Here is a 26,471-nt window from a genome sequence, read left to right as displayed (position 1 = left end):
CCATAATTTCTCTTTCTTTTTCAACGGAGATATTCACAAATCGAAAAGTTTTTTAATCTCTTTTTTTGGCAATTTATTGTTTCCATTATCTCGTTTTAAACAAAAAATCCCTTTAATAATATCCTAAAAATCACGAAATACTCTATTTTTTATTTCTTCGGTAGGAATTTTTATATAAATCTTTACTTATTAATAGATTACGGCATTACTCCTAACCATTTTCTGCGCTAAACTGCAAACAATACCTTGTTACCTATTGTTTTGTAAAGAGTTATGGTTTCGCCCCCTCATTTGAGATTTCGATTGCATAACTTCCTTCGCCTTTGACGAGCAATTTACCTTTTTCTGCCATTGCGATTTTGCTTCCGTGCGGACAGACGGTCATTCGCCAGCCATTTCCAAAAATAATCGAACCCCGCGGATCTTTTTTGATTTCTCCCTTTGATGGCGGCAAGGAGCAAAACGAATCCTCTTCAGGAAGCTGTATATAAGCCATTACGTTTTGAGGCAGATCGAATTCCAACCGGCGCCGCGAAGGTTCCCACTGAACGTATGACTCACCCTGAGGCGTCATGACATGTCCGCTGACGTAAGGCAAGCCAAACGACATAGGCGCAAGGTTAATTAAAGCGCCCGGTACGCCTTTTTTATCATGGCTCCACGTTACCCCCAAGAGCGAATCGTGCAGCCATTGCAGAGCTACGGAGCTCCATCCATGCGAACCGGTGGGATCGCCGGGCTGGCCGGAACTTTTTTCTCCAGTTGGCAGTTCCATTTCTTGATGCGAGACGAAATATTCCGGCAAGGGACCGCCCAAAGGACCTTGCAGGTTTAAACTCGCCGGATTATTGGGAGAATAAGGCAGATAATAACTCATGCGCCATAGCAAATGCGCCAAGGCGCGACCGCCTAAACCATTGTTGGATAAGACTTTCAAAGCGCGATAGAGATAGGTGGGATTGTTCCAAGGCGCTATCCCTTGCGGCGCCTGGCCGTTGGGAGCGGGGAAGAACGCATCGAGGATTTCATGGTTCTCTTGCGGCGAAAATGCTCCCGCCAGGATTGCGGAAATCTGCGCCGCCTGGCTCTTGCCCGCGGCGCGTTTCTCTTGATCGTAATAGACGTCGGCGGCGTAGGTAATGCCCCCATCTGTTAATACAAGAAATTTATGAAACGCCCGCAACATTTTTTCACGGGCGGCCAGCCATTCCCCGGCTAGTTTTTCCTCCTTCAGGCTGCGAGCTATGTCCGCCGCCATCGCCAGCCGCTCCATCAACCAGCAATGGACGATAACGCTGACATCGCGGTCTTCGCGGGCATGAACTCCTACTCGGATATCGGCAAAAACGTTGCTGCTGCGGAACAATCCCGCCTCATCCACATTTTGCAAAAGAAGATTGACATAGTTCGCTAACGAGGGAAACAATCGCCGCGATAGGGAAGATGGATTCTCGGCGCCGTTCCATTTCCAATCGTCGTGAAGCATGGCGATCCATTGCATCCCCCAATCCCAACCCGTAAGTTTGACGAACGATTGCGGCGCGAAACTGAGGAATTTTCCATCCTCCTTGCATTCGTCCGCATGAAGCAGGGTCAGTTTTCGCAACTCGGAATCCCCAGCCCAGCTTTCGGCGATTTTCGCCCGCAGGCGGATATCTTCCAGCCACTGTCCATCCTCGCGGCCCGGCGTATCGACGTATACATCGCTCATAGTGATCTCAGCGTGGATTTTGGATAGTTGGACGATCTGATCGATGCGGGGATCGCCGCCGTCGAAGCTGCCGCGCCAATTGACAGGATATTGCGATTTGACGAATCCCATTCGCTTTAAGATTAACCGGCTTATGGCGGGCGCATTCTCCGGAAAGGTAATATGAACCGTCATATACCGGGCGGTGCGTTCGTCGGGAAATTCCACGGCTTCATTTCCCTTCCCCGCCGTCAGGCAGCGGTCTCCATAATTCGTTCCCACGACGCCTTGGGTGAGGATTTTTCCCGTTCGGGGATCGGTATGATCGGTTCCATCCAAAGGAGAGACGTTCAGTTCGCCATAACCCAGCGAAACGGCGATTCCTCTTACGTTGGTCTGGCATTCGAATTGAGGATAACCATGCACAGGCTGATGAAAATCGAAAGTAGTATAAAACGTCTCGCCAGGTTGCCCCTCAAATACGATCGCTTCGCCGAGAGGAAATTTTGCGGCGGATTTCGTCCGTTTCTCATCTACATTGTATACGGCCTTATCCATCTTATCCGTAAAGGCGGCATCTTCACGCAAAGCCTTTGGCGCAGCGGAAAAACCAGCAGGATATTGAATCGTTCCCGCCGCGACGACTCGTTGAACGGGGAAGAAATACTGCCGTTGCGGCTGGGGATGAATATCCGTTTCGATGCGCCAGATGGGATCGGCGACAAGCATCGCGTTCTTCCATTCCAATGGCGGAGCTTCCTTATAATCGGGACTGGATAAATCGTCCACTCGCAGCGAGCCGTCGATGATGACGGGAAAGCGAATGCGCAGATCGCCGATGACGCCAATAATCTGCTGCTCATGGTGGACAAACTCCGGCGCTACGGCGCAGCGCCAAGAGGAATCGGTTACGATCGATCCGTCTTGCGCCGCGAACAGCAAGCCCGCCCGGCGCTCTTCCTGCCGTTGGAAATTTTTGATCTTGCCCCAATTATGATGAAGAACAAGAATCACGTTCTTTCCCGTATGCAAATACGGCCCGATCAATACCCATTCAGGACGCAGATGCAGCGGGTGATAGCGGGTAACTTTCCGGCGCAGAATCTTACCATTGACGATCAGCTGCGCGTTGGCGTCCGCCGCGAAATAGGCGTGGAGGCTGGGATTCGGCTGCGCCAAATCGAATTCTTTGCGGAAATAGACAAACCGGTTGGCGGCTTGGGGATCGACATCGGGATGCCAAATCCATTGCTTGGCGGCGCCATCCTTTGCAAATAATTCCGGCGCGGACGCCGCTTCAATAGAAACAAAAGAGATTTGAAGCGCGAACCATATTCCCAGACCGACGATGAATCTCTTTCTTACAAAATACATAAAATCATCCTCCTATTCTTCCTCTTGATGAATGCGAACGGCGGCGATGTAGGGAAATTCCTGCAAATCATGCAAGCGAAAAACCAAAAATCCTTCCGGCGCTTCGACCTTGGCGGCGTCGGTTTCATTATAAAGAATGACGTCGCACTCCAATTCGGAAAGAGTATGGCTCTCTGCCGTAAAAATATGTCCCCAGATATACAATCCCCGCACTTTCAAAACATGGCCGAAAATTTCTGGCTGCTGAGACAAATCCAATTTCAGACCCAGATCGATTCTTGGCCTGCGCAAATTCTTAAAAAACGCCGCTTGTTCTTCCCGCTTCACTGGATTTCAAAACGCCCAATCATTCCACCCCGGCCATTTTCTTAATAACGACTTCTTTTATCGCCAGCCATCCGCCGCTCACGGCGAAGCGGAAATCGGAGCCGCCATTTTCGCGGTTAACGAAGCGGGCGTCGTTCAAGCGGATCGAGCGCGTCACCCACTTGGATTGTTTTTTCGATACGATTTGCGCTGTAGATTTATAGGCGCCGCTCAATGTGGCGTTGGGATCGTGGGAATCGTATTGCAATTCATGCCAGGTAAAGCCGCTATCCCAATAAGTATATTCAACCGTAATCGGCGTCTTTTCGTCGAAGTAAAAGGGATCGGCGATATTGAAATACATGTATCCCAAGTTTGAATCCATAGTCCGCGTACAGTTCACGCCGTCCAGCTCGGCGTCTTCCACCGGTCCGTCCGCTTGGCTGCGAACCAGGCGGATGCCTTCCCATTTTCCGCCGCCGCCCAGGATTGCTCGCACAGATTGAGCGTCTTTATATTCGGATCCCCAATCGTCGGCGGGCCGGGGGCGGGGATCGGGGAATTTAAGTTCGATGGTCTCGCCGCCCTTTTCGTTGCGTTTGAACTTTTCGACGTATTCGCGAGTGAGGTTGATATATTGGCGTCCGTATTCCTTGGATTCGCAGATATCGGTTCCTTCGTGCATCTCGCTCCACGTTTCCAGAAGTACGATTTTCGCTTTGCTGTTCAAGACCTGGTTCCAACTCCAGCGATAATAGTTGCCGTCTTCCCGTTCGCGGATTGGAGTCGCGCGCTCAGGCACGGCGGAATCGTTATAGCCGGGGCCGATTTGCGCCGCGACGGCGCCAATATACGGTTGGCCCAAGGCCGCGCCCCAGCTGGTAACGGCTTCCGTTTCTCCTCCCCAGGATACATCGCGGATAATATAAGGCTTCAAACCGTGGAAATCCTGCGGAAATTTTTCATAGACGTAATCGAACGTCCCCTGGTCATGCGCCTTGGCGAAGCCGCTGGAATACAAAACCACCAGCGGCCTGCCATCCACCGCCGCCCAATGCCGGGGATGGATTTGGTAGAAGAAATCGCGGATAGTGCGGTAGAAAACGTCTTTTCCCTCGCCGGAAGTGAGGTCGATTTTTTCCTTCTTTCCCGTAACGCCGCGCACGCCGTACAGCAGGGTGCTCGTATCGTAGAACATCCCGATTTTGGGTGATGGCCGGTTTTCCCTCGCGCGGCGTTCAATGGCGGTTTGCAGCGGCCCCAAACCCCGAATGCTGAAAATTACCCCATATTGGAAATAATGATCCACTGTCCCCCAATAGACGGGCAAGATAAAATCGATGCGCGCCGCCTCGCAGTCTTCCATCTGCTTTTCATGCCAATCGGGCGAGTTGAAACTCACCGCTTCCGCAACGGGAAAATGATCCTGCAAGCCATCGTCCGTGAGTTCGCCGTTATCGAAAAAATGATGGTAAGGATAATCGTACCAATAGAAATAATGGGTTCCTACGATTTTTTGCCCGCTGGAGAACGAGCGGATTTGATTCAAATCCGAAGGATTCCATACGGGAACGAACGTCTGTCCCGCCGCCGCGACTGTCATAGACAAGAAAAGGATAATCTCCCAACCTCGACGAGTGGTCATGATTTCGCCTTTCGTCATTTATTATTTCGCAACCGCCATAAACTCACTCACTATACACCATCTACCAACGCGGTTCCAAGTGGTTTTCCGCATCAAAGAATATTCGATGCGGCATTGTTAAATAGAGGCTCATTCTTCTCATGACGGCTGGAATTTTCTCGCGAATTCGTCATAGTACTCTTCGAATGGATAAATCAAAGAAGACCCTTCATAAGGAGGCGTTATCATGACCTTTCAATTGCCGGAACTACCCTACGCCAAGAATGCGCTCAGCCCCTTTCTATCCGAGGAGCAAATTTCGTTTCATCATGGAAAGCATCATGCGGCTTATATCAACAAATTGAATCCGCTTGTGGAAGGCAAACCAGAAGCGAATCTCTCCCTGCGCGAACTCGTCCTGCAATCGGCAGGCGGCGTCTTCAACAACGCGGCGCAAGCGTGGAATCATGAGTTCTTTTGGAACTGCCTCTCCCCCAACGGCGGCGGCCAGCCTTCTGGCGGTTTATTGACCGCTATCGACCGCGATTTCGGCGGATTCGACGGCTTCAAAAAAACTTACTCCGACGCCGCCGCTACGCTTTTCGGCTCCGGCTGGTGCTGGCTCGCTTCCGACAAGGGCAGCCTTACCATCCGCGCCTTGAGCAACGCCGACACGCCGCTCAAGCACGGCTGCGAACCCATCCTCACCCTCGACGTGTGGGAACACGCCTATTACATCGATTACCGCAACGACCGGCTAAAATACATCGAAAACTTCTGGAACGCCGTCAACTGGGAATTCGCTTCCCAATGCTTCAAGGATTCCTGCGGCTGCTGCTGCTCTTAAAGGATAGGATGGGCCGGGCGGCAAGGGCAGAAATTACCTTGCTCTTGCCGCCCGGCCCATGGTTACGCTACCACAATATTCTGAGCGCCAATAAATTCGCTTTCAAGGATTGGTTCTCCGTCTTCAAGCAACATTTCAATTACTTCTCGCAGATTCTCCATAAGTTCTTCCAAGGTCTCTCCTTGAGAATGCGCTCCGGAAAATCCCGGAACGTAACCCACGAACAATCCTGTATCCAAGTATTTTTCCACAACCGCCGTATATGTCCGCATAGCCTTACTCCTTATGCGTTTATGCTAATATCCAGATTCGTCACTGCCGCATTCCCGTCGCACGCAAGCAGATGACCTGACAAGCAGCCGGTGGGCAATTGGATGGCGTTTCTTGATCGTCCTTATCGATATTTTAGCATCCATGACATCGCATAAGAATATAAAGTTCCTTAATAATAAATCAACTCGTATCAAAATGATTTCAGTCTACTAAAAGAATCCATTATAAAAATCCTTCTCTCATCCTCCTTTACCCAATCTCGACAATCCCCCACTCCTACGGTATAACATTGTCGCCCGGTTCGGCCAACACCGGCGCTTATCATTCTTTTCTCTTAAGGAGGCGGAATCTCATGCATCGCAGACGGTATTTTTCTATCGCACTCGTTATGGTTCTCTCTCCCGCATGGGCGGTCGCGCCGAATTCCAGCGAATTCGACGCCGCGCGGTATGTTTTCGAGCGCTATTTCCTGGAACAGAATGCCACTGCCAGCGGATTCCTCCAGGTTCTGGAACAAGACGTTCCCGAAGGGATCACCCGAGGGCAAAGTTGGCGCGGGACGCCCTACCGCATCGGAGGCAAGGAATATTCCAACGGCGTCGCCTTTAACGCAACCAAGCGCCTGCTCATTAACCTTGGCGGCCCCGGCGAACGCTTTCAATCCGATGTGGGATTGGAGAACAACGACAACACCCAACTGGGAGCGAAATCGGGAAATGGTTCAGTGAGGTTTCATGTTTTCGTCAAAGGGCAAGAAGTTTACGCCTCGCCTATCATGCGTTTGCAGGACGAAGCTCAGCGCGTCGATGCGGCTTTGAACGGGGCGGATTCGTTCGAGATTCTCGTGGACGACGCGGGCGACGGGCGCGGTTGGGATCAGGCCTTATGGGGTGAAGCAACCGCGATTCTGAAAGGCGGCGGGCGCGTGCGGCTGCAAGACCTGCCCTGGCGCAGCGATTTGGACTACAACCCTTTCCTCTTTTCCTTCCTCTATGACGATCAACCCAGCCAAAAGCGGCTTTCGCAATGGACGCGCCGCGTTACAGAAACCAGCGGCGGCGGCTTGCGCCGCACCGTCTCTTACGCCGATCCGGAAACGAAACTGGAAATTCGGGCGGAAGGCGTTCTCGACGCCGATTTTCCGGTGATGGAATGGGTGATTTATTTTAAAAATAACGGCGGCGCCGATACGCCCATTCTCGCCAATATCCAAGCAATGGACGCGGTTTTGCCCCTTCCGAGCGCAGGCTCAACCCGTCTGCATTGGGCCAAGGGCGGCGTCGCCAGTTTCGACGATTTCGCTCCGCAGGAGACCGCATTGAATTCCAAAGAGCCGTTCCGGCTGCATCCTGGCGGCGGGCGCTCTTCCAACCAGGTCATGCCCTTCTTCAACCTGGAAGGTTCCGGCGGCGGAATCGTCGCCGCTGTGGGTTGGAGCGGCGAGTGGGCGGCGGAGTTCGGTCAAAATCCGAACGGAAGCGCCATCATGAAAGCTGGAATGGACCTGACTCATTTGCGCCTCCATCCCGGAGAGGAAATCCGTACGCCGCGCATGATGCTTTTGTTCTACAAGGGCGATCGATGGCGGGGACAGAATCTATTACGACAATATATTCTGGCTCGCCATCGTCCACGGCTTAACGGCGAGCCGTTAATCGCGCCCATCACCAACGGCAACTGGGGTGGAACATCCGCCGAAGTCCATCTGGACAACATCCGAAAAATCGCCAACCGCTCGCTGCCCATCGATTATTATTGGATCGACGCGGAATGGTACGGACAACCGGGCGTTCCCGGAACTTGGGCGGTCAACGTAGGGAATTGGAATGTGAAGAAAGACCTTTACCCGCAGGGATTTAAACCGCTGAGCGACGCCTTGCGCCAAAGCGGGCGCGAGTTGATGCTTTGGTTCGAGCCGGAACGGGTGCACAAAGGAACGCCGTGGTATAGCGAGCATCACGACTGGCTTTTCGATAATGGCGGCTCCAGCGTTTTATTCAATTTAGGCAATCCCGAAGCCTGCGCTTTCCTGATTAATTTTATTTCTGACAAGATCGACGAATTCGGCCTAGGCTGCTACCGCCAGGATTTCAATATCGATCCCCTTCCCTTTTGGCGCAAAGCCGACGCGCCCGACCGCCAAGGCATTTCCGAGATACGCCATATCGAAGGATTGTACGCATTTTGGGACGAACTATTGCGCCGCCATCCCGGACTCATCATCGACAATTGCGCCAGCGGCGGACGTCGCATCGATCTGGAGACGATCGGACGCAGCACCCCCTTCTGGCGCACCGACGGCCCCCGCGATCCCATCGCCCATCAATGCCATACCTTCGGCTTGCTGCCCTGGGTTCCGCTCAGCGCCACCAGCCAGGACCGCGCTCAGGACGATTACGAATTCCGCAGCAGCATGTGCAGCTCTCTCTGCCTGAATTGGTGGGTGTCCGGCGACGCCCCGGCGGAACGGATTCCGGAAGATTTTCCCTACGAGTGGGCGAAGAATACGTTGAATCAATATCGGGAATATCGAAAATACTATTACGGCAATTTTTATCCTGTGACTGCTTATACTCAATCTCGCGACGCTTGGATGGCCTATCAATTGGATCGCCCCGATCTCGGCGAAGGGCTTGTCGTCATCCTCAAACGTCCCCAAAGCCCCTACACCGCCGGACGGCTGGCGCTGCATGAATTAGACCCGGAAGCGAATTACCAAATCTCTCCCTTCGGGGGAAAGGTTCAAGAAACGCTAAGCGGCAAGGAATTGATGGAAAAAGGCGCAAACGTTGCGTTGATGGAACGTCCCGATTCCGCTTTGCTGCTCTATAAGCGCATAGATTGATCTCACTAGCTGGCCGCAAGCTAATGTTTGCCAACCGGTTGCCATGACGTTCCTCCCGCTTGCCGTGAGAAGGAAGAAATTGCAGGGATTTTCAAGGGATTATCCTAAAAAAGGGGCCGCACCTATGCGGCCCCGATTTTCAATACAAGCATTATATTATTCTTATTAAAATCAATATAGATTCCACTCCCGCACCGGCGCAGCCATTTCGCCGAGAATAAACACTCCTGCTCCGGCGGGTGAAAGGCGGCCAGCGGCGTCGATACCTACATCCCACAAGGCGGCGGAAGAATTGGGATCGAGATAGGCTTTGGAATTAATCTCTTCTTCCGTCAACAATCCCCATAAATCGCTGTCGGGATTGGCGCCTTTGGCCCGCGCCCGGTTAGCCCACCAGTATTGCAGCGCCAGGTCGGCGCCGTCGTCGTCGTCGAGGCCGATGTTGAAAGCGATATCCTCGCCCTTAACCCATTTGAAATCGCTTTCCGGGTCTTCGAAGTTCATTTTGTGAAACTTCATTTCCATGATCCAGCCATTCGCCGATTCTTTGCCGAAGCCGTATACTTCCTTGTCTTCTCCATAATACCATTCCGCCAGCGAAGACCATAACGTCTGTCCAGCCCGGGGAATGCCAGCGGAGTCATCCCACGGCGAGAAACGGCCTTCGTAATTGAAATAGACATGCCCGCCATAATAATTATTGGTAGAATCGTAGTTGTAATCGTAACGGGTATTGAGGGGATCAATGAGGATTTCGACGGCGTCGTCTTTCCAAAACTGCGCATTGGGATCGTTGGAGCGCACTACGTCATCCTTAACGTCCACGCCAACATAAAGGAAATTGTCGTCATACGCCGCATAGAAGGAGAAACTGGAATCGTCCTGACTTTTCCAATCCTTCGTCGTCGCAAAGTTTAAAATCCAGGCGTTCACTCCCGGCTCGACGGGGATGGCTTGAAATCCGCCGTATTCGACAGATGAGACCGCACCGTCCAACTTGACCGATCCGTTCGCCACTTTGGGGATGGAGATCGTAGTTTTCGCAATATCCGACCAAGGGCCTTCCAAAGTTTCATCAAAATTCAAAACATCTTGTGGATTTTGACTCTGGGCGGAAAAAACAAAACCGCCAATCAATAAAAGCGAAACAATTAGTCTCATTTTCATAAACAACAATCCTCCCTTCTTTTTCATTCATCGCTTCAATGATTCATTATCGTCGATCTAATTCGCTTAATGAATCGCCTCCTTTCTTCTATGATAATAGTATTCATTCGCAATAACGCTTTCATTTTCTATCATAATAAATTCGAAAAAACTATGAGAATAATCGAAATGGAGATGTTTTTTTTCTCCAATTTTTATTCTTCACGACCGCCCTCTCGGATTTAGTTCCCGGATGCGGATGTTGCGGCATTCGATCCACATTCCCAAAATCAAGGACGACGAAATCCATCTATCATTAAAAAGCGAAAAATAGGATTTTATCGACGCCGTAAAAACGTGCGGGCAAACATTGAAAGACGCCGAAATCGGCCACCGCACAACGTCGCTGCGCCAATTGGCGTACATCGCCATCCAGACGGGCAAGAAACTCTATTGGGATGCCCAACAAGAACGTTTCGCCAACAACGACCTCGCCAACCGACTATTGCGCCGCCCCATGAGCTCGATGTGGAATTTGTATGAGCTGTGAAAACTATGGTTTGTTTTTGCTTATTCTCGAAACTGGAAATTGATGAAATTGTTTATTCCATTCGTTAATATTGAGCACGACGCATCCAGCGACGATTTTTCTTTTCCATATTCCTGAAGAAGGTCCATCAAAAGGAATAATTCTTTTTAGACTATCCGTTCTTCTCAAGAGATCAGCTTGGGATAGCGCATCCACGGCGATCAAAACTACATAATATACGGGTTTCTTGATCGCTTCCGACGCCCATTCATATAAGAAGGAATCTCGATATTTGTACTTTAAGATTTCATCCAATTTTCCAGAAAGGAATTCTTGAACAAAACTTACTTTTGGCTTTTGCTTGGCGTTTGGATGTTGCGGATCTTTCACCTCAATAAATAACGTCTTGTCATTAAGTTCTACAATATAATCGACGGATTTCATGCAATGAGAAAGGCCGTGATTTTGGGGATCGTCAAATTTTCTTACATTTTGGGCGGAAGAAAAATCGAATTGCAGATCGCCTTCGCGTACGATTGGCATATTACGATCCCTCCATCGTTCTTTTGATTTCTCTGTCATAGAGATCGTCAAAAGCGTCGGCGATCGTATTGGGGTGAATTTCCATATATTTATCCGTTGAGTGTAATTGGATTTCATTCGTTTCTTTATCAAAAAATAGCGAATGGAACATAACCTGATCGTATTTTTTCATTTGTAAGTCGAATTCTTTTAAAAATACATAATTGTGAGTGGCAAGAAATATCTGAACGCCGATGCGTTGCAAGTATAGTAGAATTTCCACTATGTTTTTCATCATTTTGGGATTTAAATTCGCCTCCGGTTCATCCCAACATAAAACGGAACCTTTCATCAAAACGCCATTCTGAATGAGAATCCACAAAAGAGCCAATTTTCTCATTCCTTCGGATAGAAGCATAAATTCGAGATTTCCTTGTTTATTCCGCAAAAAAAACTCTTCATTCTTAATTGATACTTTTCCTTCCATGATTTTTTGCAGATGCGATAAAATATCTTTTCTTTTTTTATCGATAGGACCTCTTTTAACTGGCAATAACGATCGATCAATGATATCGATGTACACTTCTTCAAAACTGACTTCTCTCGAGATATAGAGTGAACGAAATCCTGGCGCATTGGAAAGGGTTTCTTTGACAGGTATAAATATAGATTCTATAGGGATAAGGCGCCAATCATTTTTACGAGTAATTCTCGCCGATTTTGGATCCTTTGTTTGATTTGAAAAAGTAAGACGAATTCTACTATAGAAGTTTTCTTCTTTTCGCGATACTACTACTACACTTCCTTTTTTACTGACATTTTTACGTTTTACCAATCTTCCCAGATGATTGTTGGAAGGCATAAACACGCGATTGATTTTCTCTGCGAAATTATCTCTCGTTTTTGTGATATCGCATGACGCATAAATTACTTTTAAAATGTGCGTTTTCCCCGTTCCATTGGCGCCAATGAAGATATTTATTCCTTTAGAAAACTGTACGTTAAGAGATTTAAAAGCCGTAAAATTTTCCAATTTCAAATGATAGATCATTTCCATTCACCTTTTATAGAAGCAATAAATACATTTCCAAAAAGTATTCAAAAAAAGGCATTTATTTCTGACGACCCGGCAAAAAGTATTGATGATGCAATCGGGTGACTACCTATTGTGGTGCAGGCATCTTGCCTGCGGTATATCTTGTGCAGGCTGGAAGCCCACACCACAAAAAATTGATTTTTTTGCCGTTACGTCATTTCTATGTTATCCGTTAGAATTTATATCCGTTTATTCCATCCTCACAACCGTCCTCTCGGATTCAGTTCCCGGATGCGGATATTGCGGTATTCGATCCACATTCCTTCGCCCGTGTGGGAATCCTGCAATCCGATATAGCCCATCATTGGCTTATCCTTGATCGCTTCGATCTTGTCCATCTCCGCGTCTACAGTTTGTTGGCCGTCTATGAAAATCAGGATGCGTTTGTTTTTGCATATAATCTTGCATCCATGCCAGATTTCCGGCGATTCGTCGGGGCGGGGATTGGCGGCGGCCAATCCATAGAGCGTTCCCGTGCAGTGCAAATCGTCCCTCGGCGGCTGTTCATTGGAGATTTGGCATTCGTATCCCGTTTCCCACGGATTGCCTTGTTCCGGACAGCGGAAAAAAACGCCGCTGTTTCCTCCCGGCGCTACGCGGTATTCCAATTGCAGGATGAAATTGTCGTATTCCTTCGCTGAGCGCAGCCATTCTCCGCCTTTGCCTCCCTCGCTGCGGATAACGCCATTCGCAACCTGCCAACCTTCCGGCTTGCCCATGACAATCCAGTTGTTGAGACTGGCGCCATCGAAAAGATCGGCGAAGTCGCCCTGCAATTCCTGATAGCTAAGACTGCGATCTCCCGAAAACCAGGAACAGGAACCTAAAAATAAGCTTAAACCCACCCATACGGACAAACGCTTCGACATGGCGAATCCTCCTTGATAGAAATTGCTCGAATTATAGCATAACCGCTTCCTTCGCCATAATGCCGCCGAGCTTCACCTGCGGCGCCGTTCGGATACTCTATTCTTCATTGACGCCCATTCCCGCAAAAGGAAGCCACTCACGCCATGCTCTCGTGGATCGATATCCAGAAACAGATCGAACGTTATATCGAACGGCGCGCCCAAAGAGAAGAAGAATTTCATCGCGCTCTGCAAAAATCCTTGCAACTTTTCCGGGGAGAACTCTCGGAAAATTGGATTTATTGGAGAGAACGGGCGGCTAACGGCGCTTATCCCTTTCTGGTTCCCGGCTTCGACGAGCCGCCCGCTTGCGCGCATCCCGTGGATCCGGCGCCTTCCCCCGCCATCCTTCTCGCCAGCGACGGTTCGCAGATTTTCCCCAGCCGCCACGAAATCGCCCCCGTTGCTTTGATCAACGTCAGCCGCATCCGCATCGATTATAAGAATTTCGAAAATCCGCCGCTGATGGAAAGCCGATCCAGTTTGCTTTTGCGCGAGGATTTCGACGGACTCGCCGATTCCGAACGCGAAATTTCTTTTACGGACTTGATTTCCGACAAGAGAACGCTGGATGAAATGTCCGCTCTCGCCGATATGGCCGAAGAAGCGAGAAGCCGCGTCGTTCGCGAATCCCAAACGCCGCTTTTGGCGCTTACGGATGGCAGCCTGATTCTCTGGCGCCTGGCAGGGCGGGAATTTCAATCCTACGAACGGAAAATCATCAAACGGTATACGGAAAGCATGGCGCGGCTGCAAAAAGCCGACATACCCCTCGCTGGATATATCAGCCAACCTGCAAGCCGCGAGGCGGCGAACCTGCTGCGCATGATCCGTGAAGAGAGATGTTCAGCGGAGACAGGCTCAGAGCCGGAACCGATGCTTACGGACGCGGTTCTTTTCTCTCATTTGCTCAAGGAAGGCCAACGATCCGTCCTCTTTCATTCCCGATCCAAAATCTTGAACGAATACGGGGAGCAAAGGATTTCCTCGTTCTATTTAAATACGGGAAGCGAAATTGCAAGAATCGAAATTCCGCAATGGACGGCGGCGCATCGGGAGTGGGTGGACGGTTGCGCCGCGCAATGCCTGTTTCAATCCCGGCTTGGCGGCGGCTATCCCATCATCCTCTCCGAAGCGCATGAATGCGCCGTGGTGCGCAGCGCAGATCGAGAAGCTTTTTATGCCTTGCTCGAACGAAATCTCGTCGGCCAAAAGATGCGCGTCCGCTATTCCGCCAAGGAACTGCGCAAACGGGCATCCATCCTTTAAACCGGCTCATCCGCCGCCCAGCGTCGCTGGAGCGGGAACGTCGCCGCCGTATCGCACGATATCGCCCAGACTTCGCAAACCGTTGGAGGGATGATAAAGGGTTGAGTTGGCTGTTACGGGATCGTTCTTGAATTTAATAAATAACGGCCAATGGACGCCGCCGGAGTCGCGGTCATCCGGACCTTGCGAAGTCAAACCGAAGCCATTGGGCAACTCGTTCAACGATTTCACGCCCGCACTGGCCATGCCCCACTGCTTTCCCCAATCGCCCTGATAACTGACGTAAACGTAGGTCGGATGAATGGCGTGCTGCGTATTGTTCCACCCCTTGCGGGGGATGAAAGGGTCTTCCAACATGACGGAGGAAATGTAGGAAACCGGCGTCGTCAGTTCGATGCAACAAGCGATATGGTTGTAGGTGCTCAATACCTGGCCGTTGCGGATCGGCCAAGGATAGGCGTTTTGATCGAGGCGGTAGTTCTCGATAGCCAACGCCAACGAACGCAGATCGCTGCGTACGCGGGCGATCTTGGCGCGCAACTGGGCGTTGAGAAAATTGGGGACGGCGATGGCGGCCAGCACGCCGATGATGGCCACGACGATGAGCAATTCGATCAGCGTAAACGAACGATTGGTTTTATTCATGGTTCGCCTCATTTTGAGAATCAATTGTTTTCCTTCGACAATCATTATAAAATAGAAGATGAGAAAAAACATTAAAAAATCGTTTCGATACTATTAAAAATACATCTGACGCTTAGACCTCCATTCTTGAATATGGAAACCGAGACGAGGGAGGTTCATCAAAAAGCCCGGCAAGATGGTTGAGGCTAGATTAACTTCCGTAACCCGATAAAAAACAAGCCGTTTCGGTATTAAAGCCGATTCATCGCTTCAGCGGCGATAAAAAATGTTCTTGGGAGAGAATGAGGGACGACAGAACGTTACAAGTCAATTAAATCGAATCGGATATTAATCCGAGACGTTTTCTCGCCGATAAGATAGATTGAGAATAAGCATGAAAAAATGCGATTGGATTTCAGGTTTGAAAACAAGCAACCGTGATTCGTTTCCTTACTCTCGGATTCCGGCGGCAGGAAAAGTTGTCATAAAGTGTAAAAAGGGCTAGAGAAGAGTTGAAATATTCCAAATTTTAAGTGATTATATTCGCGAGTCTCTCTGCTAGAGTAGGATATAAATATATGGCCATGTATCAAAAATCGATCGAAGAACAGCCTAGGTATGTCATCGACGAAGGGATCGAAAACAAAGAAAAACCAGCGAAGATTCTTTCCGAAGAGCAATCGCGGATTCTGAATAAACTGATAAAGCATTCAGGCCACGCGCTTTCGGGAGAAGAGCGGGAACTCATTTTCCGGCTTCAGGAAAAACTGGATCGGGAGACGGAAAGGGTGTATTCGCTGAGAAAAGTCACGGTAGCCGAAAAGCCCCTTGACGAATACTTGCAAAAATACCACCAAACTAAATCCGGCAATAACAAGGCAACCGATTCATCCGAAGAAACCAGCGCCGAGGCATCCCCGGAGAAGCCGCACTCACCCAAGAAAAAGCATGTCGTCGGCTTCAAGCCGGAAGAAGTGGTTCGGCGCTATATTGAATGCTGGAACCAGCAAAAATTCGGCGCCGAATTCGATTGCTTCAATCCCGATTTCATCCAGGCCATGCGGGATGACTACATCTCCGCCCGCCAGAAGTTCTATCAGCAGCAATACAATCACGGCGGCTTGCGCATCGATTTTGGAGATATTCTCTCCAATTCCAATTACGGCGGCGAAGCGGAAATCATCGCAACGAAAAGAGTGCTGCAAGGCAACCACAGACCTTACGAGGAAAAGGACCTCTATCGGCTTAAACTCATCCGCGGCCGATGGCTGATCGACCATGTCGAACAGCTGTAACAATCCAAAACACGATCATCGCCAAAAAGCGGGGCCAAGAGGTCCCGCTTTTTTTATACTAATGCTTTATTTAGGAAACATCATTCCCCGCATGGAGACGGCAGTTTGCCGATAGCGTATATCCCCGACCGCCTTCGTTCTTCCGCTTTGACGCTGATGTAGGTGTCTTCGTAAACATCCAGCCCCAGTTTGGCGATGAGGGCTTTCAAGTAGCCGAGATGGGGGCATGGCGGAGCGTGAAAGTTATCTTGCGTAATGCAAGAAGAAAGTTGCACGGCGATCCGCTCTTTCTCGACGCCTTCCTTCTTTTTGATCTTCCGCGTCAGGTGGCTCAGTTTTCGATGCAACGCCCTGCCGCAACAGCCGCCGCAGGTCAGGGTCAGCGTCCGGATTTCCTTTTCCGAGGAGTAGCCGCAAAAACCGCCGTTGCGTTCGTGAAACGCTTTCTCGCATAGATATCCGGAACAATGCTCTTTGACGATATGGCATTGAACGACGACGATATAATCTTTCTTTTTCTTATCGGACATGATATCGATCCTTACGGGAATAGAATGGCGTTAGATTATCGCTTATTTCATTCCAAGCAAGCGCATCCGAATCGTTTCCTCATCATTGGATGATTGCTTTAAGCAATATACAAATGGGATACTTGATCGAACTCGCGCAGCGTTGTCAGATCGGTTCCGAACCGAAATTCTTTGATGCCGGTTGCGGAGACGGGAGACGCGGCTGATTTGGGTGGATAAGTCCCTTCCGTCTGTACTGCATAGTAAAATATCAAAAGAAAAAAACATATTTCCCCAATACGTCTCATAGAGGATCGACCTCCCTTAAGGCTGCAAAATCATTATTAGCTTTTTATGATTATAGTAGAAGAAAGATTCATCCTTCAACTATGCCGATAAACGTCCCAATTCAAATACCGGTCGAAGGCTTCCGTTAAAATCTCCGACGTATGCGAGGCGTTAATCGCCGCGTGATGCTCGAAGCCGTATTGGCAGATATAGCGCAAAAGGCTTTGCAATTCGGGTATCTCCACCACCGCCCGGCTTCCGAACGTGCTGAGGGAATCGTCGGTGAAATGGCCTTCGCCGGTATAAGCGCGAATGGTTGCGAACGAATCGTCGGTACTGATGCGGGCGAAAGTCAGAGGACCGGCGGGGGTGCGCCCTTGAATCGCGCCATACGTTTTTTCGTCGCCTAGGAAACCGGCCAGGATGTCCGACTTGGAGATAACTGCGCCGGGCAGGAAGGACTTCGCCCAATTGCCGCAATGGAAGAGTACGCACTTGTTGGGATCGCCGCCGTAGTTGTTGTTCCAATCCACTAAAGCGCTGGGTTTGCCGGACGCCAGCTGCAACGCATACATCGCCGCCGCGCCCGTAATGTCCACTTCGCAGGCGCTGGGCATCAAACGTTCGCTCATCATACTCATCAATACGCAAGGAACGACGCCGAAGTTTTCTTGCAGCGACGTCCAACATTGAATAGCCGTGGCGTTCAAATCGTTCTGCTCGATCCAATCCAATAGGACAATGGCCAGCTTCGCCATCCGCGCCAGAGATTCTTGAGGAACGCCGTTGGCGTCGGCGTAGTTCGATATCTCTCGGATTTTTTCCTTTACTCGCGCTTCTCCGTCGCCGATTCGGCCGGCTTTGCTTAAAATATCGGATAGATCGATGGTCGATACGGTTATCCCCGCCTCTTGCAATAATTTTTCGCTGAACCGCACCGTATTGAAGGCGTTGGGCCGCGTTCCGATGGCGCCGATCCGCGCCGAACGCATTCCCTTCACGACGCGGCATACGCCGATAAATCGCTGCAAGTCGGCTTTGAAACTTACCGTAAGGGGATGGACGGTATGCTGCGCCGTCAGCGTGAAGGGAAAGCCATACTGGCGCAGGTTGCCGCAGACGGATATTTTCCCGCAGAACGAATCCCGGCGTTGTTCGAGATTCATTTCGTTCAAGTCGTCGGGATAGGCTTGCACCAAAATAGGAACGTTGAGTCCGGATAGTTTTATCGCATCAGCGACGCCCTTTTCATCGCCGAAATTGGGTAGAGTAATCAAAATGCCGTCAATGCGATCCCGTCTCTTTTTGAAGAGTTCGGCGCACTGTTTAGCGTTTTCCCAGGTTTCCACCGCCCCAAGTTTCGTTTCGTCTTCCTTAAGAATGACTGGCTCGACATCCATTTCCTGGAACAATTTCAGAATGTCTTTCCGGCCCGAAGATACAAGCGAATCGGGGAAAAAATCGCGGTTTCCTACAATGACGGCAAACGTCGTTTTCGCCATGATAAAGCCCCTTCCATTTTATCCGCCAGCGCTCCGGCGGAAATATGAAAAAATTCCCTTCATTGTAATAGCGACGCTTCGCCTATGCCAGCTAACCGCATCGATATGGCTCATGCCGCGCTTCGGAAGACGGCGGCCTATGGGTGATTATCAGCGATGGGATCGATTTCAAACGTCAGCCAAAGAGTTTCTATTGACTTCGATGAATGAATCATTATAAGATGCGTAACAGAAGATAGGCAATAATAGTTACTTCGTCCGCTATCCCATAAAACGGTCGAATAGGTTGGAACCGTCAAAATCAAACGATAATAAAGCCGCATGGGCGCGAGTGGTTGGACAGTGCATGTTCATCCCCATTTTCATGGCCCTCTATCCCATCGCGTTTTATCTGATCGGTTCCTGGCTCGATGGAAAACTGGGAACGGAATGGCTAAAGATCGTCTTTTTGCTTTTAGGCTTGTTTTCCGCCGGACGCCAGGTTTATTTCGTTATTAAGGGAATCATGCGGGACTTGGGAGAGTAAGGGTGGAAGCGGAGCAATTGAATCGGCTGCTGGTTATCGCCCTGGCCGTATCTCTGCTGGGCTCCTTTATCGCCGCGCCCATGAGCGGCGGAATGGGGATGTTGGGTTTCGCCTTTGGCGGCGTTTGGTCTACTTTGAATGTATGGGCGTGGAAAGCATTGGTGCAAGAGATATTCGGTCCTCGCCGCCATTACGCGATTTCTCTGATTTTTTTTGTAAAAATCCCCCTTCTCTATATGATGGGGGCCTTTTTGGTTATAAGATATCCTGCCTCCTTAATGTGGGGAGCGGCGGGGTTTCAAACCCCTTTTTTAGTTATTTTTTTATCTTTGCTTTGCAAGCAGTTGAAAAATTCAAAACCCATTGCTTTCATATAAAACATTCGATTCCTCTATCCTGATCGAAGGGAATAATGGAATGGCAGCAGCAGAGAATGTTCATGGCGCCGTCGCCGCTCATAGCGGCGAGACCGCAGCGGCGGCTCATACCTCTCCCGAACTTCCCAATTTTATCGGCGCGTTGCATGAATCGTTTCCCGAAAACGCTTTCCTAAAATTTCTTTATACTTTTGAGAATCAAATCTTCGCATTCATCGTGATCGGCGTAATCGCCTATCTCTTCTGGGCGGCGAGTCAAAAGCGTTCTCTTATCCCCGGACGGCTGCAAGCCGTTGCGGAAATGTTAATCGAATCGCTTCTAGGATTGATTTGCAGCATCCTCGGCGAAAAGGAAGGAAGAAAACACTTTCCATTCCTTGCTTCTCTCTTCATCTTCATTTTAGGAATGAATTGGTTCGGTTTGATCCCATTGATGAAATCTCCCACTTCGCATATCACGATCACCGCCTCCCTGGCCCTATGCGTGTTTCTTTACGTTCAATTCAACGCCGTGAAAGGATTGGGACTGAAGGGATTTCTCTATCATTTGCTAGGAGAGCCGAAAGACGCGATCGGTTGGGTGATGACGCCCTTGTTCCTGCCCTTGCACGTTCTGGAGGAATTGATTAAGCCCGTAAGTTTGGCTTGCCGTCTCTATGGCAATATTTTTGGGGAAGACACGCTGCTCGGCGTCCTGATGGTTATGGGCGTAGGCTGCGTCGTCGCGTTTTGGAGCGGCGCGCCGTTCGGCATTCCCTTTCACTTTCCCTTTATCTTTTTAGCCTTATTGGTAAGCGTCATCCAGGCGCTGGTTTTTACCCTGCTCTCTACAATATATATATCGATGGTCATGCCCCATCACGAGCATCATGAAGAGGAATCGAAAGCGTAAATCCAGGCGATTCATCCCGGAGGCAAGTCCGGGTTCCCATTTCAAAAGTCAAGAAGAGAACGACAGGAGAAAATAATGGATCAAGTAACCTCAATTTTGTTAACGCCCCAAGGCGCCTACCACATTGGAATCGGTCTGGCGGCCATCGGCGCCGGCGTGGGTCTCGGTCTGGCGGTGAGCAAGGCGATGGACGCCATCGCGCGGCAGCCGGAAGCGGCGGGCAAGATTCAAACGGCGATGATTATCGGTTGCGCCCTGATCGAAGCCTTGGCGATTTACGCCCTGATCTCGGCGGGTTTTTCCTTTTTGTTCAAATAAAAAGACCGATCCAATCGCTCGGCGGCCGCCGCGGCGCAAGCATGAGCGCGCCGCGATGGTCCTGATATGATAAGATGAGGAGAAGATATCGTGGTCTTGAATGATCTCTATGCCTTGATCGGGCTGGCGGCGGTGGCGGCGGAAGAAGGCGGCTCGCCATTGCTGGCGCAGATCGGCGCGTCCGTGCTGGGTTTTCTCGCGGTATTTTTCATCTTGAAAAAGTACGCCGTCGGACAGATTCTCTCGATCATCGACGAACGCCGCGAATCGATCGAATCCGGTTTGAAGCGCGCCGAAAACCTGCAAAAGCAAGCCGAAGCCAGTAAGCAAGCCCTGGACGACCGGCTCGCCGGCATCGAAACGGAAGCGCGCGCTAAAATGCAGGAATTGATCGCCGAAGGCCAGCGCGTCTCCCAAAAAATGCAAGACGATTCCCGCCAGCAAGCCGCAGCGATGATCGAAAAGGCTAAAGAGAACATCCAGATCGAGACCGACAAAGCCCGAGTCGCCATAAAGAAAGAGATTATCGATCTCACCATCTTGGCCGCCGAACATCTCATCAAGGAGCGTCTCGACGAGGATAAGCACAAGCAATTGATTGGAGATTTTCTGGAACGCATCGAGAGGAACTGAAGTGGCTATCGATCCAGCCGTCGTCAAAAACTATACCCACGCACTTCTGGGAGTCGTCAAGAAGGAAAAAATCCCCCTGGAAGCCTCCTTGGAGGAAGCCTTATCGCTGAGACGGGCGATCGAGGAAAACGTGAAACTCGGCTATTTCCTCGAAGGACCGCAATTCCGGGAAGCCGACAAGCACAAGTTCGTCAATTCCGTTTTTAGCGGCCAGCTCTCGACGGTTTTCTTCCAATTTCTCCATCTCTTGCTCAAGCACAACCGCATCGACCATCTCCACGCCATCCTCGACCATTACGAGGAAATGGTGGAAAAAGAACAGGGCTTGACGATCGGCGCCGTTACCACGGCCGTTCCCCTTTCCGAGGAGCAGCAACGAACGATGCGGGAAAAATTGGAAACTTTTTGCGGAAAGAAATTCGATCTCCGCTTCAAGGTGGATGCCGAATTGATCGGCGGAGTGAAAGTGCAATACGGCGATACGTTGATGGATACGACCATTTCGTCTTATCTCAATGAAATTCACCGCCGCCTCAACCAAATACGGATCGCCGCGCAGCGATAACCGGAGGTTATAGAAGATGGCTCTACGGCCTGATGAAATCGCGTCCGTTCTCGAAAAGGAACTGGCGTCGTTCGAGACCGAATTGAAAATGGATTCGGTGGGAACTATTCTCCGCATCGGAGACGGCATCGCCGTCATCTACGGACTCGAAGACGCAATGGCGGGGGAATTGTTGGAGTTCCCCGGCGGCGTCATGGGAATGGTCCTCAATCTGGAAGAGAATAGCGTAGGCGCCGCTTTGTTCGGTTCCGACCGCAACATTAAGGAAGGCGACTTGGTCAAACGGACCGGTCGGATCTCGTCCGTGCCCGTAGGCGAAGCGATGCTGGGCCGAGTCGTCAGCCCCATCGGCGAACCGCTCGACGGCAAAGGGCCGATCCCCACGGAAAGTTTCCGCAACCTGGAAACCCGCGCTCCCGGCGTCATCGACCGCCAGCCAGTCAAGGAACCCTTGATGACGGGATTGAAAGCCATCGATTCGATGATCCCCATCGGACGCGGCCAGCGCGAGTTGATTATCGGCGACCGCGGCACCGGCAAAACCGCCGTCGCCATCGACGCCATCATCAACCAGCGGAATACGGACGTTTATTGCATCTACGTCGCCATCGGCCAAAAAGCCTCCAGCGTCGCCGCCGTCGTGGAAGTGTTGCAGCGGCATGGGGCGATGGAATATACCACTATTGTCGCCGCTACGGCGGAGCAGCCCGCCACTCTGCAGTACATCGCTCCCTACGCGGGCGCGGCCATGGGCGAGGAATATCGCGACAAAGGCAAACACGTCCTGTGCATCTATGACGATCTTTCCAAACATGCGGCGTCTTATCGCCAATTGTCGCTGTTGTTGCGGCGTCCGCCGGGACGCGAGGCCTATCCGGGCGACGTCTTCTATCTCCATAGCCGTCTATTAGAGCGGGCGGCGAAACTGAGCGAGAAAAACGGCGGCGGCTCGCTGACGGCGTTGCCCATCATCGAAACGCAAGCGGGCGACGTGTCCGCCTACATTCCCACCAACGTCATATCCATCACGGACGGCCAAATTTACCTGGAGCCTGACCTTTTCTACGCCGGCATCAAACCGGCCATTAACGTCGGCCTTTCCGTCTCCCGCGTCGGCGGCAACGCCCAGACCAAGGCGATGAAATCCGTTGCTGGACGTTTGCGGCTAGACCTGGCGCAATACCGCGAACTGGCCGCCTTCGCCCAATTCGGCTCCGACCTCGACAAAGCGACGCAAGCGCAGCTGACGCGCGGCGAACGCATGACGGAAATCCTTAAACAGAATCAATACCATCCTCTTTCCCTCGAAGAGCAGGTGATTATCATCTTCGCGGGAGGACGCGGTTTTCTCGACAGCCTTCCTCTGCATAAAGTCAAGGAATTCGAGGAGCGTCTTTTCCCCTATCTCGAAGAAAATGCGCCCGAAGTGATTCATAATATCCGGACGGATAAAGTGGTTTCCAAAGAAGACGCGGAAAAGCTAGCGAAGCAAATCTCCGCCTTTAAGGAAAAATTTTTCGCTTAAAATCCTCGGCGTTTTCGAGGATTCGCATTTAGGAGTGAAAGAATGCCGTCTCTTAAGCAACTGCGCCGCCGCATCCGCACCGTCGACAATACGAAACTCATCACCCGCGCGATGCGTTCCGTCGCCGCCTCCAAGATGCGTCGCACCCACGAGCGGCGCGCCCGCGCTAAAGCCTACACGGAGCGCCTCCAAGCTCTGATCGCCAGGGTGGCGGGGAGCGTCGGCGGAGAGGGACAACCTTTGATGGAGCGCCGCGATAGAGAGAAGCGGCTTCTCGTCGTCTTCTCTTCCGACCGGGGTTTATGCGGCGCTTTCAATGCCGTCATCATCCGCCATGCGAACGACCGGCTTCATTCTCTTCCGGCGGGAACCGGGATTTACGCTGTCGGCAAGCGCGCCGCCGATTTTTTCCGCAAGCATGGCGCCCAAATCGTCGGAAGCCATAGCGATTTTCGCGGCAACATCGACATTCCCCGGATTCTCGCCATCGCCAAAGAACTTCAAGAACTGTTTCTGCGGAAAGAGTATGACGTCATCGAGTTGATTTTCAATCACGCCGTGACGGCGATGACCTACCGCCCCAAAATGGAAACGCTTCTGCCCTTGAATCAGGAAGACCTTTTGCGATCTCTAGGCGAAAAGGCGGCGGGCAAACCCATCGATTACATATTCGAGCCGGATGCCCAAACCGTCTTAGCGCAACTATTGCCAAAATACCTGGAAACGAAGGTTCTTTTCACCTTCGTCAACGCTTTTGCCGCCGAACATCAAGCGCGCATGATGGCCATGACCACCGCCAACGACAACTGCAACGAGCTGCTGGATTCGCTCACTCTGCAATTGAACAAGGCGCGGCAATCGTCCATCACCAAGGAACTTTTGGAAATCGTCAGCGGAGCGGAAGCGCTGAAAGGATAAGAATTTTTAGAAACGAGACGATTATTCTTTATCGTTTAACACAGTTCCCTCGCCCTCTGGGAGAGGGCGAGGGGAATAATTCAATAACTCAACTAAAATTCTATTGCAATTGTGCGCTTACGGCGGCATTGAATTTGAAAAGAGAGGTTTAGCCATGTCGAATATTGGACGCGTCCGGCAGATCATTGGTCCCACCGTAGACCTTGAGTTCGACTCCGATCATCTGCCCAACATTCTCAACGCTATTAAGATCGACGTCAAAGAGAAAAACATTCATCTTACAGTGGAAGCGGCCCAGCATATCGGAAACAATCTGGTTCGCTGCGTCGCTATGGCGTCCACGGATGGATTGGTCCGGGGCATGGAAGCAGTGGATACAGGCAATCCCATTTCCGTACCCGTGGGAGATCAATGCTTGGGACGCATGTTCAACTTGCTGGGCGAACCGATCGACCAAAGGGGCGACATTCCGCATCCCGAACAGCGCCATCCCATTCACCGCCCAGCTCCTTCCCTCGAAGAACAAGTTCCCGTGGCGGCGCAATTCGAAACGGGCATTAAAGTCATCGATCTGCTCGCTCCCTATTCGCGGGGCGGCAAGGTCGGGCTGTTCGGCGGCGCGGGCGTTGGCAAGACCGTCATCATCATGGAATTGATCCGCAACATCGCGGCGGAACACGGCGGCGTTTCTGTCTTCGGCGGCGTGGGCGAACGCACCCGCGAGGGAAACGACCTTTGGCTGGAAATGAACGAATCCGGAGTTATCGCCCGCACGGCTCTGGTCTTCGGCCAGATGAACGAGCCTCCCGGCGCCCGCCAGCGGGTTGGACTCTCCGCCTTGACGATGGCCGAATATTTCCGCGACGAACGAGGGCAGGACGTGTTGCTCTTCATCGACAATATCTTCCGTTTCACCCAGGCCGGTTCCGAGGTGTCCGCCCTGCTGGGACGCATGCCTTCCGCCGTCGGCTATCAACCAACATTGGGCACGGAAATGGGCGCCTTGCAGGAACGCATCACCTCGACGAAAAAGGGTTCGATTACTTCGGTGCAGGCCATCTACGTTCCCGCCGACGACTTAACCGACCCCGCTCCGGCGACCACCTTCTCCCACTTGGACGCCACCACGGTTCTTTCGCGGGCTATTTCCGAACTAGGCATCTACCCCGCCGTCGATCCCCTCGATTCCACGTCGCGCATCATGGACCCGCGCATCGTTGGCGACGAGCATTACAACGTCGCCCGCGAGGTGCAACAGATTTTGCAGCGCTACAAAGACCTTCAAGATATCATTGCGATTTTGGGCATGGACGAACTGAGCGACGAGGACAAGATCACGGTACAGCGGGCGCGCAAGATCCAACGCTTCCTGTCGCAGCCCTTCTTCGTCGCCGAAAACTTCACAGGCCGCGAAGGACGCTACGTCAAAGTGAAGGATACCATCGAGAGTTTCAAGCGCTTGTCGTCCGGCGAATTCGACGATCTGCCCGAACAGGCGTTCTATATGTGCGGCGGCATCGAAGAAGCGGTGGATAACGCCAAGAAAATGGCCGCCGCATAAACGAATGACGCTTCCGAACTTGGAAGCGGGAATTGAAATGAAATAACGCTATGGCTGCGACGTATCCTTTGCAAATCGTAACGCACGAAGAAACCGTATACTCCGGCGAAGTGGAATCGCTCATTGCGCCGGGAGCGCTGGGCTATTTGGGCATCCTCGCCCATCACGCCCCCCTATTGACGCCGCTGACGGAAGGAACCATAACCATCCGCGACGCCCAAGAAGAGACGAAGACGTACTGGGTGAAAGGCGGCATCCTCGAAGTCGCCAACAGCGAAGCGGTGATCCTCGCCGAAAATATCGGCGGAGTAGGATAATAACGGCTCTATTAATTATTAATATAATTCTCAGCGCCTAGCTAATGACTTATATTGGCTAGGCGTTTTTCTTTTTTTTATTGACTGATTTTTTTACTTTTTCTCTTGACAAGCATAAATGTCACATCTATTATATTCTTGTTTCAATCATTTCAATCATTTCAATCATTTAAATAATTTCAATCATTTAAA

Annotated in this window: 27 protein-coding genes; 15 read left to right on the top strand and 12 right to left on the bottom strand. The window is 51.0% G+C overall.

Annotated features, from left to right (window positions below; genetic code table 11):
• Window positions 1-271 precede the first annotated feature (271 nt).
• From AB1656_27595 to AB1656_27585, 3 genes are read right to left on the bottom strand one after another with little or no spacing between them, the layout of a single operon-like run.
• Window positions 272-3,064 (bottom strand): hypothetical protein, encoded by a 2,793-nt coding sequence (locus tag AB1656_27595; GenBank protein ID MEW6239164.1) that lies wholly within the window; start codon window positions 3,062-3,064, stop codon window positions 272-274.
• A gap of 12 nt (window positions 3,065-3,076) precedes the next feature.
• On the bottom strand, window positions 3,077-3,391 hold the full coding sequence (locus AB1656_27590; GenBank protein ID MEW6239163.1) for a hypothetical protein: 315 nt from the start codon (window positions 3,389-3,391) through the stop codon (window positions 3,077-3,079).
• A gap of 19 nt (window positions 3,392-3,410) precedes the next feature.
• On the bottom strand, window positions 3,411-5,033 hold the full coding sequence (locus AB1656_27585; GenBank protein ID MEW6239162.1) for a DUF5010 domain-containing protein: 1,623 nt from the start codon (window positions 5,031-5,033) through the stop codon (window positions 3,411-3,413).
• Between the two features lie 208 nt (window positions 5,034-5,241).
• Between AB1656_27585 and AB1656_27580 the strand changes: the two genes are divergently transcribed.
• Entirely contained in the window at window positions 5,242-5,841 is a 600-nt protein-coding gene (locus tag AB1656_27580) for a superoxide dismutase (protein ID MEW6239161.1), read from the top strand.
• Window positions 5,842-5,903: 62 nt separating this feature from the next.
• On the opposite strand, the gene AB1656_27575 is transcribed toward AB1656_27580, so the two are convergent.
• Entirely contained in the window at window positions 5,904-6,113 is a 210-nt protein-coding gene (locus tag AB1656_27575; GenBank protein MEW6239160.1) for a type II toxin-antitoxin system HicB family antitoxin, read from the bottom strand.
• Window positions 6,114-6,466: 353 nt separating this feature from the next.
• Here AB1656_27575 and AB1656_27570 point away from each other — a divergent pair, with 353 nt between their 5' ends.
• Complete coding sequence (locus tag AB1656_27570; protein ID MEW6239159.1) at window positions 6,467-8,959, top strand: alpha-galactosidase; 2,493 nt, start codon at window positions 6,467-6,469, stop codon at window positions 8,957-8,959.
• A gap of 171 nt (window positions 8,960-9,130) precedes the next feature.
• On the opposite strand, the gene AB1656_27565 is transcribed toward AB1656_27570, so the two are convergent.
• The gene (locus AB1656_27565; GenBank protein MEW6239158.1) at window positions 9,131-10,126 is read right to left on the bottom strand and encodes a sugar-binding protein; all 996 of its coding nucleotides are present in this window, start codon (window positions 10,124-10,126) and stop codon (window positions 9,131-9,133) included.
• A gap of 319 nt (window positions 10,127-10,445) precedes the next feature.
• Here AB1656_27565 and AB1656_27560 point away from each other — a divergent pair, with 319 nt between their 5' ends.
• A complete protein-coding gene (locus AB1656_27560) occupies window positions 10,446-10,655 on the top strand; it encodes a hypothetical protein (protein ID MEW6239157.1) in 210 nt (69 codons plus the stop codon).
• Between the two features lie 3 nt (window positions 10,656-10,658).
• Here the strand turns inward: AB1656_27560 and AB1656_27555 are convergent, their stop codons facing one another.
• The 3 genes from AB1656_27555 to AB1656_27545 all read right to left on the bottom strand — a co-directional run bounded on the left by AB1656_27555 (window position 10,659) and on the right by AB1656_27545 (window position 13,121).
• The gene (locus AB1656_27555; GenBank protein ID MEW6239156.1) at window positions 10,659-11,216 is read right to left on the bottom strand and encodes a hypothetical protein; all 558 of its coding nucleotides are present in this window, start codon (window positions 11,214-11,216) and stop codon (window positions 10,659-10,661) included.
• Window positions 11,179-12,207, bottom strand: a complete 1,029-nt coding sequence (locus AB1656_27550) for an AAA family ATPase (protein ID MEW6239155.1) — start codon at window positions 12,205-12,207, stop codon at window positions 11,179-11,181. The genes AB1656_27555 and AB1656_27550 overlap by 38 nt, the downstream gene beginning before the upstream one ends.
• 245 nt (window positions 12,208-12,452) lie before the next feature.
• A complete protein-coding gene (locus AB1656_27545) occupies window positions 12,453-13,121 on the bottom strand; it encodes a DUF1080 domain-containing protein (protein MEW6239154.1) in 669 nt (222 codons plus the stop codon).
• A 144-nt stretch (window positions 13,122-13,265) separates the two neighbouring features.
• Between AB1656_27545 and AB1656_27540 the strand changes: the two genes are divergently transcribed.
• Window positions 13,266-14,429, top strand: a complete 1,164-nt coding sequence (locus tag AB1656_27540; protein ID MEW6239153.1) for a DNA double-strand break repair nuclease NurA — start codon at window positions 13,266-13,268, stop codon at window positions 14,427-14,429.
• 6 nt (window positions 14,430-14,435) lie between these two features.
• Here AB1656_27540 and AB1656_27535 read toward each other — a convergent pair whose 3' ends face one another.
• Window positions 14,436-15,074 carry a prepilin-type N-terminal cleavage/methylation domain-containing protein gene (locus tag AB1656_27535; protein ID MEW6239152.1) on the bottom strand — a complete coding sequence of 213 codons (639 nt, stop codon included), beginning with the start codon at window positions 15,072-15,074 and terminating at the stop codon, window positions 14,436-14,438.
• Window positions 15,075-15,631: 557 nt separating this feature from the next.
• Here AB1656_27535 and AB1656_27530 point away from each other — a divergent pair.
• A complete protein-coding gene (locus tag AB1656_27530) occupies window positions 15,632-16,348 on the top strand; it encodes a hypothetical protein (protein MEW6239151.1) in 717 nt (238 codons plus the stop codon).
• A gap of 80 nt (window positions 16,349-16,428) precedes the next feature.
• On the opposite strand, the gene AB1656_27525 is transcribed toward AB1656_27530, so the two are convergent.
• From AB1656_27525 to AB1656_27515, 3 genes are all read right to left on the bottom strand, one after another.
• Window positions 16,429-16,878 (bottom strand): CGGC domain-containing protein, encoded by a 450-nt coding sequence (locus AB1656_27525; protein ID MEW6239150.1) that lies wholly within the window; start codon window positions 16,876-16,878, stop codon window positions 16,429-16,431.
• A gap of 98 nt (window positions 16,879-16,976) precedes the next feature.
• Window positions 16,977-17,165 (bottom strand): hypothetical protein, encoded by a 189-nt coding sequence (locus AB1656_27520; protein ID MEW6239149.1) that lies wholly within the window; start codon window positions 17,163-17,165, stop codon window positions 16,977-16,979.
• 75 nt (window positions 17,166-17,240) lie between these two features.
• A complete protein-coding gene (locus AB1656_27515; GenBank protein ID MEW6239148.1) occupies window positions 17,241-18,647 on the bottom strand; it encodes an L-fucose/L-arabinose isomerase family protein in 1,407 nt (468 codons plus the stop codon).
• Between the two features lie 346 nt (window positions 18,648-18,993).
• Here AB1656_27515 and AB1656_27510 point away from each other — a divergent pair, with 346 nt between their 5' ends.
• From AB1656_27510 to atpC, 10 genes are all read left to right on the top strand, one after another.
• Complete coding sequence (locus AB1656_27510; protein ID MEW6239147.1) at window positions 18,994-19,173, top strand: AtpZ/AtpI family protein; 180 nt, start codon at window positions 18,994-18,996, stop codon at window positions 19,171-19,173.
• A gap of 2 nt (window positions 19,174-19,175) precedes the next feature.
• Entirely contained in the window at window positions 19,176-19,550 is a 375-nt protein-coding gene (locus tag AB1656_27505; protein MEW6239146.1) for a hypothetical protein, read from the top strand.
• Between the two features lie 40 nt (window positions 19,551-19,590).
• Window positions 19,591-20,442, top strand: coding sequence for a F0F1 ATP synthase subunit A (gene atpB / locus AB1656_27500; protein MEW6239145.1), 852 nt, complete (start codon window positions 19,591-19,593; stop codon window positions 20,440-20,442).
• A 75-nt stretch (window positions 20,443-20,517) separates the two neighbouring features.
• Window positions 20,518-20,760, top strand: a complete 243-nt coding sequence (gene atpE / locus AB1656_27495; protein ID MEW6239144.1) for an ATP synthase F0 subunit C — start codon at window positions 20,518-20,520, stop codon at window positions 20,758-20,760.
• Window positions 20,761-20,850: 90 nt separating this feature from the next.
• On the top strand, window positions 20,851-21,393 hold the full coding sequence (atpF, locus tag AB1656_27490; protein ID MEW6239143.1) for a F0F1 ATP synthase subunit B: 543 nt from the start codon (window positions 20,851-20,853) through the stop codon (window positions 21,391-21,393).
• Window position 21,394: 1 nt separating this feature from the next.
• Window positions 21,395-21,958, top strand: coding sequence for an ATP synthase F1 subunit delta (gene atpH, locus AB1656_27485; protein ID MEW6239142.1), 564 nt, complete (start codon window positions 21,395-21,397; stop codon window positions 21,956-21,958).
• A gap of 16 nt (window positions 21,959-21,974) precedes the next feature.
• Window positions 21,975-23,483 (top strand): F0F1 ATP synthase subunit alpha, encoded by a 1,509-nt coding sequence (gene atpA, locus AB1656_27480; protein MEW6239141.1) that lies wholly within the window; start codon window positions 21,975-21,977, stop codon window positions 23,481-23,483.
• A 42-nt stretch (window positions 23,484-23,525) separates the two neighbouring features.
• Complete coding sequence (atpG, locus tag AB1656_27475; protein MEW6239140.1) at window positions 23,526-24,401, top strand: ATP synthase F1 subunit gamma; 876 nt, start codon at window positions 23,526-23,528, stop codon at window positions 24,399-24,401.
• 154 nt (window positions 24,402-24,555) lie between these two features.
• Window positions 24,556-25,962, top strand: a complete 1,407-nt coding sequence (gene atpD / locus AB1656_27470) for a F0F1 ATP synthase subunit beta (protein ID MEW6239139.1) — start codon at window positions 24,556-24,558, stop codon at window positions 25,960-25,962.
• 50 nt (window positions 25,963-26,012) lie between these two features.
• Window positions 26,013-26,279 (top strand): ATP synthase F1 subunit epsilon, encoded by a 267-nt coding sequence (gene atpC, locus AB1656_27465; GenBank protein ID MEW6239138.1) that lies wholly within the window; start codon window positions 26,013-26,015, stop codon window positions 26,277-26,279.
• Window positions 26,280-26,471: the final 192 nt, after the last annotated feature.

Source organism: Candidatus Omnitrophota bacterium (assembly GCA_040755155.1).
Classification (GTDB): Bacteria; Hinthialibacterota; Hinthialibacteria; order Hinthialibacterales; family Hinthialibacteraceae; genus JBFMBP01.
Note: the sequence above shows the minus strand (reverse complement) of the source record. Positions and strands in the feature narration are given on the sequence as shown.